We start from the raw sequence: 15123 nt of genomic DNA, 5'->3' as shown, positions 1-15123 counted from the left end.
GCGGCAGATCGATGACGCTCGCTCACAAGGAGCTTTCGATGAGCACCGATCCCTTCTCCCTTGATATGTTTGGCAGCAGCGCTTTGTCATCAGGACTTGGTCTTGGCGTCACCGCGTTCGGCGGTTTTGCCGCCAACGACGACGAGCCCGACCCGACCCCGCCCTCTCCTGCGCCGGCGCGGGCTCTGCCGGCGACCAACCGGCCGGTCCCGCGAAAGCAAGGGCAGCGCGCCAACTTCTATCTCGACGACGGCGACCGCGATCTCGCCGCGACCTGGAAGGAGCGGGCACGCATCAATGTCGCGGCCATCCTCACCGCCAATGAAATCGAGAAGATGAACCTGCCGGCGACCCCGGCCGCGCAGGCGAGGCTGATCCGCTTCACTGGTTTCGGCGCCGGCGAGCTTACGAATGGCATGTTCCGGCGGCCGGGAGAAACCGATTTCCGAACGGGTTGGGACGATCTCGGTAGCTCACTGGAAACAGCGGTCAGCGATGGCGAATATGCGTCCCTTGCCCGTTGCACCCAATATGCCCACTTCACCCCCGAATTCATTATCCGGGCAATCTGGAAGGGATTGCAGCGCCTTGGCTGGCGCGGCGGTCGCGTGCTGGAGCCGGGGATCGGAACGGGCCTGTTTCCGGCGCTGATGCCGAAACAGTATCGCGAACTGAGCTACGTCACCGGCATCGAGCTCGATCCCGTCACGGCCCGCATCGCGCGCCTGCTGCAGCCGAGGGCGCGCATCATCAACGGGGATTTCGCGCGTACCGACCTCAATGCGATCTACGATCTTGCAATCGGCAACCCGCCTTTTTCTGATCGGACGGTTCGCTCCGACCGGCAATATCGTTCGCTTGGTCTTCGGCTGCACGATTACTTCATCGCCCGATCGATCGATCTCCTGAAACCCGGTGCCCTGGCCGCCTTCGTCACCAGCGCCGGCACCATGGACAAGGTGGATGGCACTGCCCGCGAGCATATCGCCAAGTCCGCCGACCTGATTGCCGCGATCCGACTGCCCGAAGGCAGTTTTCGGCGCGACGCAGGGACCGACGTCGTGGTCGACATCCTCTTCTTCCGCAAGCGCAAACCAGGTGAACCGGAAGGTGACCTTTCGTGGCTCGACCTGGAGGAAGTCCGGCCGGCTGCCGAGGACGAGGGCGCGATCCGCGTGAACAGGTGGTTCGCGCAGCATCCGGAGTTCGTGCTCGGCGATCATGCCCTGACTTCCGGTCCCTTCGGGGAGACCTATACGTGCCGGTCACGCACCGGCGAGGAACTAGATGCGGCGCTGACGGCAGCCGTCGCGCTTCTTCCGGAAGACCTTTATGACGGCGAGCCGATCGCCATCGACATCGATCTGGAAGATGAGCTTGCCGAGATCGTGGATCTCAGGTCCGACAATGCCAAGGTGCGCGAAGGCAGCTATTTTGTCGACGTCAGACATGGTCTCATGCAGGTCGTCGACGGCGAGCCGGTTCCGGTTCAAGTGCGCAAGGCCCGCAGCGGCGAGGGAATTTCGGAAAAACACGTCCGAATCATTCGCAAACTGATCCCGATCCGCGATGCCGTGCGCGACGTCCTGAAGGCCCAGGAACTGGACCGGCCGTGGCGGGACTGCCAAGTGCGGCTGCGCATCGCCTGGTCGAGCTTTGTGCGCGATTTCGGCCCAATCAACCACACCACGGTGTCGATCATCGAGGATGAGACGACGGGCGAGGTTCGTGAGACCCATCGCCAGCCGAACCTTATGCCCTTCCGCGATGACCCCGATTGCTGGCTGGTCGCCTCCATCGAGGATTATGACCTCGAAACCGACACCGCCAGGCCCGGGCCGATTTTCTCCGAACGCGTCATCGCGCCCCCTAACCCGCCCGCCATCACCTCCGCCGCCGATGCCTTGGCCGTCGTCCTCAACGACCGCGGACGCATCGACCTCGATCATATCGCGGAACTTCTGCATTGCGACACGAAGGCGGCGCTCGACGCGCTCGGTGACGCGATCTTTCGCGATCCGGCCGACGGGTCCTGGCAAACCTCCGATGCTTATCTCTCCGGGGCGGTGCGCACCAAACTTGCTGCCGCGGCAGCTGCGGCCGAGCTCGATCCCGCTTATGAGCGCAATGTCCGTGCGCTTCAGGCGGTGCAGCCGGCTGATCTCCGCCCGTCTGATATCACCGCCCGGCTGGGCGCACCCTGGATTCCGGCCGCAGACATCGTCGACTTCATCCACGAGACGATGGGCGCCGAGATCAGGATCTATCACATGCCGGAACTCGGTTCATGGACAGTCGAGGCGCGACAACTTGGATGGACGGCTGCCGGCACATCCGAATGGGGCACCGACCGCCGCCACGCCGGCGAATTGCTCGCCGATGCGCTAAACAGCCGCGTGCCGCAGATCTTCGACGTCTTCAAGGATGCGGACGGGGAGCGGCGGGTGCTGAACGTCGTCGACACGGAAGCCGCCCGCGACAAGCTGCAGAAGGTCAAGACGGCCTTCCAGAACTGGGTGTGGACCGACCCCGATCGCACCGACCGTCTGGCGCGGGTCTATAACGATCGCTTCAACAACATCGCGCCAAGAAAGTTCGATGGTTCACATCTGAAACTCCCCGGCGCCTCCGGCGCCTTGGTTCTTTACGGCCACCAGAAGCGTGGCATCTGGCGCATCATCTCGTCCGGCTCGACCTATCTCGCGCACGCCGTCGGCGCCGGCAAGACGATGACGATGGCGGCCGCGATCATGGAGCAGCGCCGGCTCGGGCTGATCGCCAAGGCGATGCTGGTGGTTCCGGGCCATTGCCTCGCCCAGGCCGCCCGCGAGTTTCTCGCCCTCTATCCGAACGCCCGCATTCTTGTCGCCGACGAGACCAACTTCACCAAGGACAAACGCGCTCGTTTCCTGTCGCGGGCGGCGACCGCGACCTGGGATGCAATCATCATCACCCACTCGGCATTCCGGTTTATCGCCGTGCCGTCGAATTTCGAGCAACAGATGGTCCAGGATGAACTGCAGCTCTATGAGGAACTGCTGACCAAGGTCGACAGCGAGGACCGTGTCTCCCGCAAGCGTCTCGAGCGGCTCAAGGAAGGCCTCAAGGAACGGCTCGAGGCGCTGTCCACCCGCAAAGACGACCTGTTGACCATTTCCGAAATCGGCGTCGACCAGATTATCGTCGATGAGGCGCAGGAATTCCGCAAGCTTTCCTTCGCCACCAACATGTCGACCTTGAAAGGCATCGATCCGAACGGTTCGCAGCGCGCCTGGGACCTCTACGTCAAGTCCCGCTTCATCGAGACGAAGAACCCCGGCCGGGCTTTGGTTCTCGCGTCCGGTACGCCGATTACCAACACGCTCGGCGAGATGTTCTCGGTCCAACGTCTGCTTGGGCACGCGGCGCTGGCCGAACGCGGGCTGCATGAATTCGACGCGTGGGCCTCGACCTTCGGTGACACGACGACGGAACTGGAGATCCAACCATCAGGCAAATACAAGCCGGTCAGCCGCTTCGCCTCATTCGTCAACGTGCCGGAACTGATCGCGATGTTCCGGTCCTTCGCCGACGTGGTGATGCCCGGGGATCTCCGCAGATACGTCAAGGTGCCCGAGATCTCGACCGGCCGTCGGCACATCCTGACGGCCAAGCCGACCCAGGCCTTCAAGAATTACCAGATGATCCTCGATGCCCGCATCAAGGCGATCGAGATGCGCGAGGGGCCGGCAAAGCCCGGCGACGACATCCTGCTCTCCGTCATCACCGACGGTCGCCATGCCGCCATCGATCTCCGCCTGGTCGACGCGGACAATGACAACGAGCCGGACAATAAGCTCAACCTGCTCGTCCAGAACGCCTTCCGAATTTGGCAGGAGACGTCGCAAAACACGTTTGTGCGACCGGACGGCAAGCCCTTTGATCTAGCCGGCGCGGCGCAGATGATCTTCTCCGATCTCGGCACCATCAACGTCGAAAAGAGCAGAGGATTTTCCGCTTACCGCTGGATCCGGGATGAACTGATCCGCATGGGTGTTCCGGCATCCGAAATCGCCTTTATGCAGGACTACAAGAAGACCGAGGCGAAGCAGCGCCTCTTCGCCGACGTCCGCGCCGGCAAGATCCGCTTCCTGATCGGCTCGTCGGACACAATGGGGACCGGCGTCAATGCGCAGCTTCGCCTGAAGGCGCTGCATCATCTCGACGTCCCCTGGCTGCCCTCGCAGATCGAACAGCGCGAGGGCCGGCTCGTGCGCCAGGGCAATCAGCATGATGAGGTCGATATCTTCGCCTATGCCACCCAGGGCTCGCTCGACGCTGCGATGTGGCAGAACAACGAACGCAAGGCCCGCTTCATTGCCGCGGCACTCTCCGGCGATACCTCGATCCGACGGCTTGAAGACCTCGGCGAAGGGGCTGCAAACCAGTTCGCCATGGCCAAGGCGATTGCGAGCGGTGACGAACGTCTGATGCAGAAGGCGGGGCTCGAGGCGGACATTGCCCGTCTCGAACGGCTGCGCGCCGCCCATGACGACGATCAGTATGCCGTGCGGCGGCAGATCCGTGACGCGGAACGCGATATCGGGACCTCGGAGCGGCGGATTGCGGAAATCGGCAAGGATATGGAACGCCTTGTCCCGACCACGGCCGACGCCTTCGCCATGAGCGTCGTCGGCGAGCCTTTCGACGAGCGGAAGGCCGCCGGTCGCGCCCTGATGAAGGAAATCCTCACTCTCGTTCAGCTCCAGCAGGAAGACGAGAGCGTCATCGCCTCGATCGGAGGCTTCGATCTCATCTATTCCGGCGAGCGGTTCGGTAGGGACGATGGATATCGTTACACGACCCTCCTCCAGCGCACCGGAGCGGATTACGAGGTCGATTTGGCGGTAACCGTAACGCCACTTGGCGCCATCTCCCGCCTCGAAAACGCGCTGGATGGTTTTGAAAACGAGCGGGAACGCTATCGCTATCGATTGCAAGACGCGCACAAGCGTCTTGCTTCGTATCGCTCGCGGGACGGCGGCGCGTTTGCATTTGCGGACGAGCTTGCCGAGAAGCGCCGGCAGTTGCGGGAGGTCGAGGAGGCGCTGGCGCAATCAGCCCCTGACGATAACGCAACGCAGAAGGCAGCCGCCTAGCTCCGCTGTTCGAGCGGGCGCCCGTCTCAGCGGCTCAGATCAATCGCCGAACAGAATGGCGCCATAGTCGGTGGCGCCATGCAGCACATGGATGATGACCACCTTCACGCTCTCTACGCGGTAGAAGATCAGGTAGTTGCCGTGAACGCGCCGGCGGATACCGTGGTGCTCGTAGCGGGGAACGAGAGTGAAGCCGTTTGGAGTATCGACGAGATCCTCACACTTGCTGCGCAGTTCCCGAACGAATGAGAGGGCGCGTCGGGGATTATCCTGAGCGATATAGTCGGCGATTTGCTCGAGATCGTTTTCCGCCTCGTAGGAAAACTCGAGGATCATGCCGATTTTTCGGCCTTGTCAGCCATCGCACTGTATTTGGCCTCGAGTCGATCGAAGACATCGCTCGCTGGCTTCGTTCGGCCAGTGTCCGCATCGGCAATGCCGCGTTTGATGGAAGCATCCAACGCGGCAAGCCGGGACTCGCGGTCCTGGACCAGTCGCACACCTTCCCGCAGAACTTCGCTTTTTGAGCCATAACGACCGGTTTCGACGAGTTGCTGGATATAGCTTTCGAGCTGCTTTCCCAGATCGGCACTGATCATGCTGTTCTCCATCTGATGTGATGGAAGACAAGATAGGCTCCTTATCAACTATTATCAATCCTCCTCGCAATCATCCGCATTCCCGAAGGTGTGCGGTGAAACAGGAAAAAGGAATGGATGATGAAAAAGGCGAGAGAAACCCCTCTCGCAGATCGGTCCGCCGGTCGCCGCTTGCGCTCAACTGCCGTCTCCGCATCCCGGCCACTCGTCCTTCGCAGGGCTCTGGCCCCGCTGGTCCTTCGCGGCAGCGATGCTCGACCGCAGTTGCACCCGGCCGCCCGCTCCGCGGTCCGGAAGGTGTCTTCAGGAAAGAATGAAGACGCGAGAAGGGCAGGCAGAGGGCCGTGTCCAAATCCCCCGAGAAGGAGCATCCCATGCAACTGATGAAGGTCGATCCGCGTGCACTGAAGGACAACCCGGATAACACGCGCCAGTCGAAGTCGACGCCGCAGGCCGACGCCCTGCTTTTGGCGACGATCAAGGCCGTCGGCGTGATCCAGCCGCCGGTCATTTTCCCGGAAGCCGGCGGTAACGGCTACGTCATCGAAGCCGGTCACCGGCGCACCCGCATGGCGATCGCCGCTGGTCTCGAGGAAATCGACGTGATCGTCGTCGAGGCGGCCAACGATAACGGCGCCATGCGCTCGATGGTCGAGAACATCGCGCGCGAGCCGCTCAATCCGGTCGACCAATGGAGGGGCATCGAGCGGCTGGTCGCGCTCGGCTGGACCGAGGAGGCGATCGCCGTGGCGCTCGCGCTTCCCGTCCGCCAGATCCGCAAGCTCCGTCTGCTCGCCAACGTGCTGCCCTCCATGCTCGACCAGATGGCAAAGGGCGATATGCCCAACGAGCAGCAACTGAGGACGATCGCGGCCGCATCGTCCGAGGAGCAGAAAGAGGTTTGGAAAGCCCACAAGCCGAAGAAGGGCGATACGGCAGCCTGGTGGCAAATCGCCAACGGCCTCTCGAAAACCCGCATGTATGCTCGCGATGCAAGCTTCGGCGACGATCTTCGCCTCGCTTACGGTATCGAGTGGGCCGAGGACCTGTTCGGCCCGGCCGATCAGGACAATCGCTACACCACCAATGTTGAAGCTTTCCTCGGCGCTCAGCAGGAGTGGATGGCGAGCAACCTTCCGAAGAAGGGCGCAATCGTCGAGGTCAACAATTGGGGCCAGCCGGACCTGCCCAAGAAGGCCGAACGCGTCTACGGCAAGCCGGCCAAGGGCGATTGCACGGCGATGTATCTCGATCGCGACGGCAAGGTGCAGAGCGTCCACTACCGGATGCCGGAGGCAAGGAAAACCGATGGGCGATCCGGTCCCGCCGGTGGCGCTACGACGGAGGCCGACGATGACACTGATGCCGTCGGGAAGACCAGGCCCGAGGTCACGCAAAAGGGCCAGGACATGATCGGTGATTTCCGTACCGATGCGCTGCATGAGGCGCTCGCCCGGGCGCCGATCGAGGACGACATGCTGATGGCGCTCCTGGTCATTGCCTTCGCCGGCACCAATATTCGGGTCGATTCCGGCGCCAACGACACCGTGTTCGGCCCGAAGCGTTTCCAGCGTCATGTCGCGCGCCTCTATTCCGCGGACGGACGCTTGTCGTTCGATATGGACAGCGTGCGTGTCGCCGCTCGCTCCGTGCTCATCGACGTGCTCTCGTGCCGGCGCGGGATGTCGAACAGTGGCGTCGTCTCGCGCATTGCCGGCGACGCAATCGGTGCGGACGGGTTCCTTCCGAACATGGGGACCGAGGATTTCCTCTTGTGCCTGTCGCGTCAGGCGCTGGAAGCCGCAGCAAAATCGGTCAATCTCGTCCCGCGGGCACGGGTCCGCGAAACCCGCGCGGCACTCGTCGATCACTTCGCGACCGATGCTGCCTTCGTCCTTCCGGCGGCGCTGTTTGCGCCTGACCCGAAGGACATCGCAGATCTCATGAAGCACGCCGATGATCTCGTCGGCGACGACGGCGATGGTGCTGAGGGCGAGAGCATCGGTGTCGACGGGTTCGATCCAACGGCGACGGGAGATGACGATCACCTCGCCGACCCGGTGAGTGATGCCGCCTCCGACGAGGAGGAAACCGCCTACGGGATCGCGGCGGAATAGCCGCCGCCCAGTCCTGCTCCCCTTGATCTTCCGCCGCCGGTCCTCCCGGCGGCGGTTTCGTTTCCACCACCCGCAAAAACTTGAAGGAGGATGCGATGTCCGCGTCTCTGATTTATGACCTCGCCCCGATCGGCTCCACCGTCGCCTGGTCGGACGGTACCCCACGACCGCCCGAGCGCCACAAGAAGAAACTGTCAGCTTGGCAAACGCGCAACAGCCAGGGTCGGCTGATCCGCAAGGAAGGCAAACGCGGCCTCGGCAATTCCAGCCTGACACCGTGCTTCACGCTGCATGAAGGCGATCTCGGCGCAAATGGCGTCATCACCGTCCGTATCCACCGGACCTTTTCGCTCGATAGCGGCCTGACGTTCAAAGTCGTCGAGCGTCCCGCGCTTGGATCTGTTCACGTCTTCGATCGCCCCGGCGCCAATGCAGAACTCGTCCACCTGGCGAACAATCGGCAGGCGGCCGCGGAATGGCTCACCCGGCATGGATATCCGCATGCCGTTCTCGAGGAGGTGACTGCCGACGAAGTCGCCGCCGATCATATCGAGGGGAGGACTGCAGCGTGAGTATGCTTCCTTCGCAATGCTCCGAAGTCTCCGCCCCTGACGCGTCAGGGGTGGAGTTCGGCAGAAGCGCCGACGACATGGCTGTTGCGCGTGTCGGCGATCTCGTCTTCGCGATGGTTCCGGCCCGGGATGGGCAGTATTTTCTTGCTAGCGCCTGGCGCGTGTCCCGGCCGCTTGCCGAACTGAAGCGCGATGATTTCTATTCGCACCACGGCTCTGTCGAGGGCGAAGCCGCTTTCCGCAACCGCATGATCGAACAGGCGGGACACAGCGGCGAACTCAGGCTCCTATCCCGCCAGACCGTCCGGGTGACCTGCAGCACGCCATGGGGTCCGTCGCAGGGCGCCACCGTCTACGCGGACGGAATTGTCTGCCATACGACGGCAGGTCATGGCGGCTTCAGGCTCTCCGACGCCCGCAATGCCAAGGTCCACTCGATGCTTAGGACAGATGGCGGCTGGTATGAAGAGGACGCCGCCTGGGCAATCGTTGCGCTGACCTTTCCGGACCTGTTCACGAGCTATGAGCGCAAATGCGCCGACAAGACGATCCGCGACAGCTGGCCGGATGCCTGGGAAACGATTTTCGGTCGGCCGCTCGCACCCGGTGAGTCTTACGAGAAGGACGCCCAGGCTTTCGCACGGGAACATGCCGGCGACTGGATCGTCATCGCGGCACTTCGTTCGGACCATCATCCTGGTATGACCGAGGTGATCGCCACCATCGGCGGCACGCGCGGCGAGCGAGTGGAAGAGCGCCGGTTTCTGGTGCCCAGCGACGAGTATGCGATCGGCCGCTTCGGATTCATCATCGATGAGACACGGCATTCCATCTATGAGGGTCCCTCCAGCTTCGCCGCTTGGCGCGGGAGGGCGGCGTAATGTCCAGTTCCGAGCAACGCGCCGCTCAGTTTACCAGAATGGAAGCGGCACGGCGGCAGACACAGCACCAGCTCGATCTGATCGACCGCCAGATCACGCGACGCATGACCACGATCATTCCCCAGCTTGGTCGCCGTCAGTCCGGATATCGTCGCGGCAAGGCGCCAGAGCCGGGCGTCTTCCTCGAACGCTACCGGGCCAATCTGGCCGCGATCACCGCCGAGCGTCAGCCGGAAATCGATGCGCTTTCGAGAAAACTCGCCCGACAGGATGCGGCACTCGCGTCGCTGCGGGCGCGAGCCGGTTCCGACGGCAAGGTCGTCGCAAACTCGGGTCGTGGAGGCTGGACGCCATGAGCACGATCGGAGACCTGGAGCGAAGAGCAGGCATCGGCGCATCACCGGCGGAGCGAACCGCTTTCTGGCTGCAGTTCCATCACCTCGAAGGCGAAGCCTGCCTCAATGCCGGTGTCGCGGAACTCAGGCGGTTGATCGCTCTAAGGGAAGCACCGGCGGATCCCAGACCAAAAACGCGCACCGTTCGTCGCACACGCGAAACGCTGCCGCCTTTGACGCCGGAACAGGAAGCAGCACTTCAGGCCTATGCCGCCAGGCATGGACGGTGCTGGAAATCGATCCTCAACAACGCCTGGATGGGCGGCCGCCGTATAATGACGGCGGTCTGCTGCGCGGACTTCGCAACTCGCACGGCCCGACCTGGCTGCAATCCTACCGGTTGCCGAAGCCGGCCAAGCGATAGGCAGAGCGCTTGACGTCGGTGAGCTGGAAAGGCTCAGGCAAGCGGGCGGGCCTGTCGTTTCGTTCGAGGACTTCATGATCCCTCCCCTGCCGGATCGCCCTTCGGTTTTGCTGCGGTCTGAACCGGCGGCCGTGCGCTTCAAGGCCGCTGTCGCGCCGCGGGGCGGCCGGACCCCGCCGTCCTTCACCGAGCAGGCTCGCGTGCTCTTTCGAGGGCAGTGTGCCCTCTTCGCCCGCAAACCGGCTCCGCTCGTCCAGGCAGGACCGGACCCTGAAACACCCGTCCTCCGCCGGTTCGGGGTGACCGCACCGAAGGGCAAGCCGGCAAGGGCCGGAACCGCTTCGGACGACCTCGAAAGGAAACGATCATGGCCAAGTCCGCACCCTCCTCTCGCCAATCCGCCCGCGTCGTGCAACTGCGCAAGGGCGCCACCATCGACATGGTCCGGCTGACATGCCCCGACGCCAGCCAGGCGCTGAAAATCGCCGAGAGTTTCGGCACCGCGGTCATTGACAGCGACGGCATCCGCGACCTTCACGAACGGCTCGTCATCGAGACCGCCGATGCGCTCGGCGACGGACTTGGCGACAAGGCCATGCAGATCCACCTGCAGCGCATCGTCGGCGCCTTCGTCGGCTCGGCCCACGGCGCCGGCCAGTTCTATAGCCGCGCCGTCACCGAGGCGCGCGATGCCACGGCCAAGGCCGCCAACGACGCCCGCGACGAGGACCTCGACGGCCCCGTCGGCTATGACAGCACCGCCCAGCGCAAGCGCGAATTCGCCGCCGACATGGGCATCCAGGCCCATTCGCTCAGAATGGCGGCCGAAGGCGCCGTCGCCGCCTATGCCCAGGTGATCGGCGAGACCTGGAAACCATTCGACCGGCCGGTCGAGCAGCCGGGTCCCTCGCTGGGCCGCAAGGCCGCCGAAGCGCAGATCTCGGCCTTCGACTAGGCCCTGCCGGCGGGGCTTCGGCCCCGCCTTTGGACAACAGCGAGAACGGCCGGTTCCCTGACGGAGCCGGCCAGTTTTCATGTCGCTGACGCAGCCAATAGGGAACGGAAGTCAGGCAGATGGCACGCCCGTCGCGGCCCGTCCCGCTTGTCGGGTCTGCAGGAGCTGCCGGCAGATGCAACGGCTCCGCCGTCCTCCACTTAAGTTCCGGCCGTTCCGGTGCATCGGCCGGCTGATCGGCTCCTGCCTTCTGCCCTCCGCAACGGGCCGCGACGGGCGCGGCCTCAAAACGGAGGCTTGAAGATGAGCAGTACGGAGAAACAACGGGTGGATCTTTATACCCGCATCACGGATAGAATCGTAGAGGATCTGGCGAAGGGCGTGCGGCCGTGGATGAAACCATGGAACTCCGAGAACACGACCGGCCGCATTACCCGGCCGCTACGTCATAACGGGCAGCCATATTCGGGCGTCAACGTGCTGCTTCTCTGGTCGGAGGGCAGCGCCCGGGGATATACGTCATCCACGTGGATGACGTTCAAGCAGGCCCTCGAACTGGGTGCTGCCGTCCGCAAGGGCGAGACGGGTGCCACGGTCGTCTTCGCCAGCCGTTTTACCAAGTCCGAAACCGATGGAAATGGCGGCGAGGTCGAGCGGGAAATCCCCTTCCTGAAGGCCTACAGTGTTTTCAACGTCGAACAGATCGACGGACTTCCCGACCAGTATCGTCACCAGTCGGCTCCGGTTCTCGATCCGGTCGAGCGTATCGAACATGCCGACCGGTTCTTTCGCAACACGGGCGCTGTGATCCGCCACGGTGGCAACCAGGCCTTCTTTGCTCCGGCCGCCGACATCATCCAGATGCCGCCGTTTGAGAGCTTCAAGGATGCGGCAAGCTATTATGCGACCTTGAGCCACGAGGTTACGCACTGGACGGCGCCGGCGCATCGCCTCGGCCGCGACCTCAGCCGCTATGCCAAGGACAAATCAGAGCGGGCGCGAGAGGAACTGATCGCCGAACTCGGCAGCTGCTTTCTTTGCGCCGACCTCGGCATTGTTCCCGAGCTCGAGCCCCGCCCTGATCACGCCTCGTACCTTGGCTCCTGGCTCAAGGTCCTGACCGACGACAGACGGGCGATCTTCCAGGCGGCGGCGCATGCGCAGCGGGCCGTTAGCTTCCTGCATGGCCTGCAGCCCGAAGCCGCCGACGAGCGGCTCGCTGCCTGAGAACCATCAGCGTCGGTCGTTGGTCTCGCCAGCGGCCGGTGCCTGTTCAGGCTTCAACGCGGAGACCGTGTCAGGATCAGCCGTAAGGTCCAGTTTGCCCCAGATCGAGGTGTTCCGGTCGATCGGCTTGAGCTTCCGGGACGGCTTGATTTCGACGATAAACGGCTTTGTCTGCTGACGCATAGATCCTCCGGGCGACGATTCGCGAGCACGACGATAGCCCGAAGAACGGCCAACGCAACGCCCTTGTTCGGTTGTTCCCGGACGTTTGATTTTGACATGTGGCAAGGCAGCGGACGCACCGTTGCGGGATCCGGCTAGCCGTCGGGGCACAGCTGCCATCGCCGTATTCCTTATGCCCCTGAGCCAGGCCACGTCCTTCGCGGGCTCGATGAGGCGTGTCTGATCGAAAACCGGCTTCGCCTCGATCGTCCTCCCGCAACGGCCTTCCCAAACTTTCTTCCCCTGAGCGCGGTGCGCCCATTCCTCGCGGAACAACAAAGTTTCTCCTGGCCGCCCTCCATTCCATTCCGGCCCTCCGGGTGCGGTCCGATCGTCCCCGATCCTTGCGACAGCCATCGAGGCCGCGATGGGCGCGGCCCGAAACAGCAAAGGAATACGACAATGGCAACCATCGGCACCTTCACCACCTCCGAAACCGGCTTCAACGGCTCGATCCGCACGCTCGCCCTCAACGTCAAGGCCCGCATCGCCCGCGTCGAAAACCCCTCCGACAAGGGCCCGCACTTCCGCATCTACGCCGGCAACGTCGAGCTGGGTGCGGCCTGGCAGAAGCGCTCCGAGCAGGACCGCGACTACCTCTCGGTCAAGCTCGACGACCCGAGCTTCCCCGCCCCGATCTACGCAACGCTCACCGAAGTCGAGGGCGAGGACGGTTACCAGCTGATCTGGTCGCGCCCCAACCGCGACTGAGGTCCCCCCTCCAGGCTCCGCCCATCGGGCGGGGCCTCTCCCGCGCTCTGACTTTTTTCCGCCGTTCTTCCTTATTGGATGAAAATGGATGGAAAAATGGAGTCCGGTATGTCATATCCCATTCGGATGGAAACGGATGGGGTAATGGATGACAGCCCTTGATCTGGCGAAACTGCGTATCACGCCTGAGATCCTGTCGTTGATCGCCGAGATCGACGAATTCAAAGGTGCATGGCGAGCGCTCGGTCGTATCGCGCCAGACCGGCTCTCCAGCTTGCGCCGGGTCGCGACGATCGAAAGCATCGGCTCTTCGACCCGTATCGAAGGCGCAAAACTGAGCGACCGAGAAGTCGAAAGGCTGCTCTCGAACCTCCGAATCGGCTCGTTCACCAGCCGAGACGAACAGGAGGTCGCAGGCTATGCCGAGGTAATGGAAACGATCTTTTCCGCCTTCGACGCGATCCCGCTTGACGAAAATCACATCCGACAACTCCATCACGATCTACTCGCTCACTCGACCAAGGATGAGCGACACAGGGGAAACTGGAAAACCCTTGCCAACAACGTCGAAGCCTTCGACGAAGATGGACGAAGCCTGGGCGTCGTCTTCGCGACAGCATCCCCCTTTGATACGCCGCGCCGGATGTCGGAACTGGTGTCCTGGCAACAGGCCCAGGAGAAGGATGGGAAGTTTCACCCTCTGCTCATCGTCGCTGTCGTCGTGGTGGTCTTTCTGGAAATCCATCCTTTCCAGGACGGCAATGGCCGCCTGTCGCGAGCCTTGACCACTTTGCTGCTCCTTCGGGCGGGCTATACCTACGTGCCATACAGCTCCCTCGAAAGCGTTGTCGAGCAGAACAAGGAAGCCTACTACCTCGCGCTTCGTCGAACGCAGGGCACGATCCGGACAGATCAACAGGACTGGAATCCGTGGGTCGAGTTTTTCCTCCGGAGCCTGCAGCGCCAGAAGCAGCGGCTCGAGCGCAAGATCGAGCGTGAACGCATCCTGCTGGGCGACCTGCCGGAGTTGTCGGTCTCGATCCTCGAACTGGCGCGTGAGCGCGGGCGCGTTACGGTGATGGACGCGGCCAAGGCCACAGGCGCAAGCCGCAACACCGTCAAGGATCATCTTCGGGCGTTGACCGAACAGGGGCATCTGACCCTTCATGGAGCGGGTCGCGGGACTTGGTACGGCCTGAACTAAAGCCGGAGTGATTGGTCCGCCGATGCGCCGAGATCGGAGTTATGGCCCAACTGTGCGCGGCCGCCATTGCCACGCCCCTTTGCCAGAGTCAGCGGCGCTCCATTCGCGGGCTCGATGAGGCATGTCTGATCGAAAACCGGCTTCGCCTCGATCGTCCTCCCGCAACGGCCTTCCGAAACTTTCTTCCCCTGAGCGCGGTGCGCCCATTCCTCGCGGAACAACAAAGTTTCTCCTGGCCGCCCTCCATTCCATTCCGGCCCTCCGGGTGCGGTCCGATCGTCCCCGATCCTTGCGACAGCCATCGAGGCCGCGATGGGCGCGGCCCGAAACAGCAAAGGAATACGACAATGGCAACCATCGGCACCTTCACCACCTCCGAAACCGGCTTCAACGGCTCGATCCGCACGCTCGCCCTCAACGTCAAGGCCCGCATCGCCCGCATCGAAAACCCCTCCGACAAGGGCCCGCACTACCGCATCTACGCCGGCAACGTCGAGCTGGGTGCGGCCTGGCAGAAGCGCTCCGAGCAGGACCGCGACTACCTCTCGGTCAAGCTCGACGACCCGAGCTTCCCCGCTCCGATCTACGCGACGCTCACCGAGGTCGAGGGCGAGGACGGCTACCAGCTGATCTGGTCCCGCCCCAACCGGGACTGAGATCCGGACAGGCCCCGCCCGCGAGGCGGGGCCAACCGGCCACAAAGACCAAGCCGGCGGCAGGCATCGAGCCTGCCGCCGG

General features: G+C 63.2%; 14 protein-coding genes. 11 read left to right on the top strand and 3 right to left on the bottom strand.

Annotated features, from left to right (window positions below):
- Nucleotides 1-38 precede the first annotated feature (38 nt).
- Entirely contained in the window at nt 39-5138 is a 5100-nt protein-coding gene (locus HHL25_RS19725; RefSeq protein WP_169594815.1) for a helicase-related protein, read from the top strand.
- 39 nt (nt 5139-5177) lie between these two features.
- On the opposite strand, the gene HHL25_RS19720 is transcribed toward HHL25_RS19725, so the two are convergent.
- Together HHL25_RS19720 and HHL25_RS19715 are read right to left on the bottom strand one after the other, a co-directional pair.
- Nucleotides 5178-5474 (bottom strand): type II toxin-antitoxin system RelE/ParE family toxin, encoded by a 297-nt coding sequence (locus HHL25_RS19720; RefSeq protein ID WP_169594813.1) that lies wholly within the window; start codon nt 5472-5474, stop codon nt 5178-5180.
- The gene (locus HHL25_RS19715; RefSeq protein WP_169594811.1) at nt 5471-5737 is read right to left on the bottom strand and encodes a type II toxin-antitoxin system ParD family antitoxin; all 267 of its coding nucleotides are present in this window, start codon (nt 5735-5737) and stop codon (nt 5471-5473) included. Before HHL25_RS19715 ends, HHL25_RS19720 begins: the two co-directional genes overlap by 4 nt.
- Before the next feature lie 374 nt (nt 5738-6111).
- Here HHL25_RS19715 and HHL25_RS19710 point away from each other — a divergent pair, with 374 nt between their 5' ends.
- The 7 genes from HHL25_RS19710 to HHL25_RS19680 all read left to right on the top strand — a co-directional run bounded on the left by HHL25_RS19710 (nt 6112) and on the right by HHL25_RS19680 (nt 12248).
- Nucleotides 6112-7854, top strand: a complete 1743-nt coding sequence (locus HHL25_RS19710) for a ParB/RepB/Spo0J family partition protein (RefSeq protein ID WP_169594809.1) — start codon at nt 6112-6114, stop codon at nt 7852-7854.
- A gap of 95 nt (nt 7855-7949) precedes the next feature.
- A complete protein-coding gene (locus HHL25_RS19705) occupies nt 7950-8426 on the top strand; it encodes a hypothetical protein (protein ID WP_169594807.1) in 477 nt (158 codons plus the stop codon).
- 2 nt (nt 8427-8428) lie between these two features.
- Entirely contained in the window at nt 8429-9307 is an 879-nt protein-coding gene (locus tag HHL25_RS19700) for a DUF7007 domain-containing protein (RefSeq protein ID WP_169594897.1), read from the top strand.
- Nucleotides 9307-9663 carry a hypothetical protein gene (locus tag HHL25_RS19695; RefSeq protein WP_169594805.1) on the top strand — a complete coding sequence of 119 codons (357 nt, stop codon included), beginning with the start codon at nt 9307-9309 and terminating at the stop codon, nt 9661-9663. Before HHL25_RS19700 ends, HHL25_RS19695 begins: the two co-directional genes overlap by 1 nt.
- Complete coding sequence (locus tag HHL25_RS23425) at nt 9660-10079, top strand: hypothetical protein (protein WP_246701906.1); 420 nt, start codon at nt 9660-9662, stop codon at nt 10077-10079. Before HHL25_RS19695 ends, HHL25_RS23425 begins: the two co-directional genes overlap by 4 nt.
- Before the next feature lie 354 nt (nt 10080-10433).
- Complete coding sequence (locus HHL25_RS19685) at nt 10434-11021, top strand: hypothetical protein (RefSeq protein WP_169594802.1); 588 nt, start codon at nt 10434-10436, stop codon at nt 11019-11021.
- A gap of 303 nt (nt 11022-11324) precedes the next feature.
- Nucleotides 11325-12248, top strand: a complete 924-nt coding sequence (locus HHL25_RS19680; RefSeq protein WP_205927937.1) for an ArdC family protein — start codon at nt 11325-11327, stop codon at nt 12246-12248.
- Between the two features lie 6 nt (nt 12249-12254).
- Here HHL25_RS19680 and HHL25_RS19675 read toward each other — a convergent pair whose 3' ends face one another.
- A complete protein-coding gene (locus HHL25_RS19675) occupies nt 12255-12431 on the bottom strand; it encodes a hypothetical protein (RefSeq protein ID WP_169594798.1) in 177 nt (58 codons plus the stop codon).
- Between the two features lie 441 nt (nt 12432-12872).
- Between HHL25_RS19675 and HHL25_RS19670 the strand changes: the two genes are divergently transcribed.
- The 3 genes from HHL25_RS19670 to HHL25_RS19660 all read left to right on the top strand — a co-directional run bounded on the left by HHL25_RS19670 (nt 12873) and on the right by HHL25_RS19660 (nt 15041).
- A complete protein-coding gene (locus HHL25_RS19670; RefSeq protein WP_011427400.1) occupies nt 12873-13181 on the top strand; it encodes a DUF736 domain-containing protein in 309 nt (102 codons plus the stop codon).
- Nucleotides 13182-13329: 148 nt separating this feature from the next.
- Complete coding sequence (locus HHL25_RS19665) at nt 13330-14385, top strand: Fic family protein (protein WP_169594796.1); 1056 nt, start codon at nt 13330-13332, stop codon at nt 14383-14385.
- 347 nt (nt 14386-14732) lie between these two features.
- Nucleotides 14733-15041, top strand: coding sequence for a DUF736 domain-containing protein (locus tag HHL25_RS19660; RefSeq protein WP_169594794.1), 309 nt, complete (start codon nt 14733-14735; stop codon nt 15039-15041).
- The last annotated feature ends 82 nt before the right edge of the window (nt 15042-15123 follow it).

Source organism: Rhizobium terricola (assembly GCF_012927355.1).
GTDB lineage: Bacteria > Pseudomonadota > Alphaproteobacteria > Rhizobiales > Rhizobiaceae > Allorhizobium > Allorhizobium terricola.
The sequence above is the reverse complement of the archived record's forward strand: the minus strand, read 5'-3'. Positions and strand labels throughout refer to the sequence as shown.

Excerpts from the sequence above, each read along its gene's own strand:
- HHL25_RS19725 (WP_169594815.1), top strand. The coding sequence starts at position 39 with ATGAGCACCGATCCCTTCTCCCTTGATATGTTTGGCAGCAGCGCTTTG.
- HHL25_RS19720 (WP_169594813.1), bottom strand. The coding sequence starts at position 5,474 with ATGATCCTCGAGTTTTCCTACGAGGCGGAAAACGATCTCGAGCAAATC.
- HHL25_RS19715 (WP_169594811.1), bottom strand. The coding sequence starts at position 5,737 with ATGATCAGTGCCGATCTGGGAAAGCAGCTCGAAAGCTATATCCAGCAA.
- HHL25_RS19710 (WP_169594809.1), top strand. The coding sequence starts at position 6,112 with ATGCAACTGATGAAGGTCGATCCGCGTGCACTGAAGGACAACCCGGAT.
- HHL25_RS19705 (WP_169594807.1), top strand. The coding sequence starts at position 7,950 with ATGTCCGCGTCTCTGATTTATGACCTCGCCCCGATCGGCTCCACCGTC.
- HHL25_RS19700 (WP_169594897.1), top strand. The coding sequence starts at position 8,429 with ATGCTTCCTTCGCAATGCTCCGAAGTCTCCGCCCCTGACGCGTCAGGG.
- HHL25_RS19695 (WP_169594805.1), top strand. The coding sequence starts at position 9,307 with ATGTCCAGTTCCGAGCAACGCGCCGCTCAGTTTACCAGAATGGAAGCG.
- HHL25_RS23425 (WP_246701906.1), top strand. The coding sequence starts at position 9,660 with ATGAGCACGATCGGAGACCTGGAGCGAAGAGCAGGCATCGGCGCATCA.
- HHL25_RS19685 (WP_169594802.1), top strand. The coding sequence starts at position 10,434 with ATGGCCAAGTCCGCACCCTCCTCTCGCCAATCCGCCCGCGTCGTGCAA.
- HHL25_RS19680 (WP_205927937.1), top strand. The coding sequence starts at position 11,325 with ATGAGCAGTACGGAGAAACAACGGGTGGATCTTTATACCCGCATCACG.
- HHL25_RS19675 (WP_169594798.1), bottom strand. The coding sequence starts at position 12,431 with ATGCGTCAGCAGACAAAGCCGTTTATCGTCGAAATCAAGCCGTCCCGG.
- HHL25_RS19670 (WP_011427400.1), top strand. The coding sequence starts at position 12,873 with ATGGCAACCATCGGCACCTTCACCACCTCCGAAACCGGCTTCAACGGC.
- HHL25_RS19665 (WP_169594796.1), top strand. The coding sequence starts at position 13,330 with ATGACAGCCCTTGATCTGGCGAAACTGCGTATCACGCCTGAGATCCTG.
- HHL25_RS19660 (WP_169594794.1), top strand. The coding sequence starts at position 14,733 with ATGGCAACCATCGGCACCTTCACCACCTCCGAAACCGGCTTCAACGGC.